At 43.4% G+C, this 1,466-nt stretch carries 2 protein-coding genes; both read left to right on the top strand.

Annotated elements, in window-relative coordinates; translation table 11 throughout:
• The first annotated feature begins 55 nt into the window (after positions 1-55).
• On the top strand, positions 56-841 hold the full coding sequence (locus RTR63_RS04160; RefSeq protein ID WP_312275777.1) for a DnaA ATPase domain-containing protein: 786 nt from the start codon (positions 56-58) through the stop codon (positions 839-841).
• 77 nt (positions 842-918) lie between these two features.
• The coding region (locus tag RTR63_RS04155) for a DUF2057 family protein (protein WP_312522817.1) at positions 919-1,466 on the top strand (548 nt) is incomplete at its 3' end.

The raw sequence follows: 1,466 nt of genomic DNA, 5'->3' as shown, positions 1-1,466 counted from the left end.
AGTGGTTTATGATTTATTTTCAAAAAGGGATATCTTACCGATTGCGAGTGCATGAATGTCGGAACAATTAAGTCTAAACTTAAATATCAAGCAGTCCGCGAGTATCAGTGACTTTAGTGGTCCAGGCTGGGTATCAATCATCGATGTGGTGCGCCAAATGCATGTAGGGCTATTGACGCAGCTGTATCTATACGGCGAGCGCGATACAGGTAAAACCCATCTACTCAACGCTATCTGCGAATCTTTCCGTGATATCGACCAATCTGTTATTTATCTATCACTACGTGAGCTGATAAACGCCAATATGGATGCCATGGTGTTGTCATCGCTAGAAAATACCACAGTGATTGCGCTTGATGATATGGATGAAATTCAAGGTCATCCTGAGTGGCAAGAAGCAGTTTTTCATCTGATTAATTTATCGCAAGAATACGGCAATAAAATTATTTTTGCCAGTCGGTTGCCGGTCAAGGCGTTAAATTTTGAGCTGCGAGATTTGCTATCAAGGCTTGCGCGAGCCGCAACTTTTCAGTTGCCAACGGGCAGTGATAAGCTTGATAGACAGCTAATTTTGGAATCGGTATTACGCCGTCGTCATTGGCACTTTGACCCGCGCATTATTGACTATTTGCTCAACGAAGGCCCACACCGCATCGGTGCGATGTTGGCAGTGTTAAACGAATTGCAGCCATTGTTTTCCAACATGGAACGCACCCCATTAAACAAAGTGACCAAAGCCAAAATTCAAGATGCGATGAACATCATTGATAATTTAACGCTCAATTTTGAATTGGCGGACTTTGATGAAATTGCAGAAAATGAGAATTTTTTAGATTTTTGACCGGGTTTGTCATAGGAATTGCGTGATAAATGGGTTAGAATCCATTAACAGTTTGATGTAAAACAACAGGATATCCTATGAATAAACAGTACTTATGGACGGCTGCCGCGTTGACTGCGGGCGTGTTAGCAACCACACAAACATTTGCCCAGGTCACCTTGAATGTTGCTGATAATACCGTGGTGACCGCCATTAATGGTCAAGAAGTCAAAAACGGCTTGCTTTCAAAACCGCAAAAAACCTACAAACTTGAGCCAGGCAAACATGTAATTACTGCCAAGTACAATCGGTTGTACGAGCTGCGCGGTGACAATCACGATGTGTTACGTTCAAGCAATATTAGCGTTCCAGTAGAGCTTGCCGACAATCAAACGTATGTGTTGGATATGCTAGGTCAACCAGAAGACTATAATGCCGCTAAAGAATATGTCAAACAACCCACACTAGCGGTGCTACAAGGTAAGCAAATCATTGCAAGTCAGCAAGCCACATCCAGCAGTAGTTCAAGCATTTTTAGTGGATTGGGTAATGCGTTAGGCGGTGTGTTTGGTGGTAGCTCAAAAGCGGTTGAAGCCAATCAACAAACCATCAATGCCTTAGGACAATCAGGGGGCGCGATTCCCGC

The organism is Moraxella sp. CTOTU47724 (assembly GCF_032014955.1).
Taxonomy (GTDB): domain Bacteria; phylum Pseudomonadota; class Gammaproteobacteria; order Pseudomonadales; family Moraxellaceae; genus Faucicola; species Faucicola tetraodonis.
This window is presented reverse-complemented; position numbering and strand designations above follow the sequence as displayed.